3 protein-coding genes are annotated in these 1,484 nt (G+C 60.0%); 2 read left to right on the forward strand and 1 reads right to left on the reverse strand.

The genetic code is table 11. The features are described from left to right. Positions 1-384, reverse strand: a 384-nt coding sequence (locus EOA86_RS34325) for an LptF/LptG family permease (protein ID WP_128345571.1), incomplete at its 3' end; no start/stop codon positions are given. Here EOA86_RS34325 and EOA86_RS34330 point away from each other — a divergent pair. Next, on the forward strand, positions 383-721 hold the full coding sequence (locus EOA86_RS34330) for a hypothetical protein (RefSeq protein WP_127212021.1): 339 nt from the start codon (positions 383-385) through the stop codon (positions 719-721). The genes EOA86_RS34325 and EOA86_RS34330 overlap by 2 nt on opposite strands. Positions 722-784: 63 nt before the next feature. Further along, positions 785-1,285, forward strand: coding sequence for an NAD(P)-binding protein (locus EOA86_RS34335; protein ID WP_128345574.1), 501 nt, complete (start codon positions 785-787; stop codon positions 1,283-1,285). Positions 1,286-1,484 lie beyond the last annotated feature (199 nt).

Here is a 1,484-nt window from a genome sequence, read left to right on the forward strand (position 1 = left end):
TTTCTGTCGTGCATAGGGATCGACGCCGTTGTCGACGGCAAACGAAAAGACGCTGGCCGCCAGCGCCAGGAACATGATCGGCCTGACGATGGTCCAGCGCGAAGCGCCCGCTGCGTTCAAGACGGCAAGCTCAGAATCGGAATTCATCGCGCTCAGTGTCTGAGCGACCGCGACCACCAGGGCGAAAGGCACGACGATCGGGACGATCGACGGAATGATGAGCGCAGCGACCTCGAAGAAGGTCAGCACCGACTGCCCGCTGTCGGTGACGAGGTCGATGCGGGCGAGCACCTGCGTCGTCCACACGATCGCCAGCGTCCAGATGAGCGCTGCCAAGAAGACCGCCAACGCACGACGCATGATGTAGCGTTCAACGACCTTCATGAAGGCTTTTCTCGATTTTGCCGAACGGCATCATGCCTCCAGACAAGGTAGTCGCCCGGCGACGCCTGTACAACCGGTCCGTTGGCGGTTCGATCTGGTTTCCGTCCCACATCGATATTTCCGGTGGGCCGAAGTGTCGGCGGCAATGGATAAGAAAGGGCGAACATCAATGGTTAACAACACGTTGCGGCAGGAAAGCGGGGCCGTGCCGCGACGAATCGCCATCGATTCCATCCGCCATATGGGATCGGATTCCGGCAAAGTCTTGCCAAATGCCGGAAAACGACCAAATGTCGCGCCGATCACCGGTTATGGCCGCCGTGGCTGCGACAGGTAGAGGCATGGAAGCAGAAGTAACAGAATTGCGCAGCCAAACCGGCCAGATTTTTCACGGTGCGTCGTGATCGGCGCCTGCGCAGCGGGGCTGGCCGCCGCCCATGCGCTGATAAAGGCCGGCGTACCGATACTTGTCCTGGAAAAGGAAAGCCGGCTTGCCGAACTCTGGTATCGGCGGCACGAACGGTTGCATCTCAACTCGTATCGCGATCTCTCGACACCGCCTGGCGTCGACTATCCCGCAGGCACACCCGCTTTTCCCCACAAAAACGCCGTCGTCCGCCATCTGAACGAGTTCAGCCAGGCGCATGGTCTGCCGGTCCGGCTTGGCGTCGCCGTCGAGGAGATCGCGTTCAACGGCGATTACTGGACCGGTAAGACCGGTGCCGGGCGAGGCCGATTCGAATTTGCCCGGCCTGTGGTTTACGGGCATGCGGCCAAGGATTCGCGGTTGCTTCGCCAATGCCCGAATTCAGGCCAACGCAATTACGCAGCAGATCGTCAGGCAGGGGCGATGATTCAAAATTGGGGTGGTGCTTCCGGTCGGAAACAGCCAAATAGCTAGTTTCATCAAGGCACTCTCCCAAAAACCCAACGCCGTTCCCGAAAGCAGGACATGATGACTTCGAGACCTTCGATCGCCTTCGCCAAATTCGCAGCGCCTAAAAAGGGCAGTGTCTTCGTGCTGGCGGCCAACGATGGCGGTCTCGGCGACGCGGCAAAGGCTTGCGATCCGGCAAAGACGCTGGAGCGGGCATTCCCTG

This window comes from Mesorhizobium sp. M5C.F.Ca.IN.020.32.2.1 (assembly GCF_004023105.1).
GTDB classification, from domain to species: Bacteria; Pseudomonadota; Alphaproteobacteria; order Rhizobiales; family Rhizobiaceae; genus Mesorhizobium; species Mesorhizobium wenxiniae.

Excerpts from the sequence above, each read along its gene's own strand:
- EOA86_RS34330 (WP_127212021.1), top strand. The coding sequence starts at position 383 with ATGAAGGCTTTTCTCGATTTTGCCGAACGGCATCATGCCTCCAGACAA.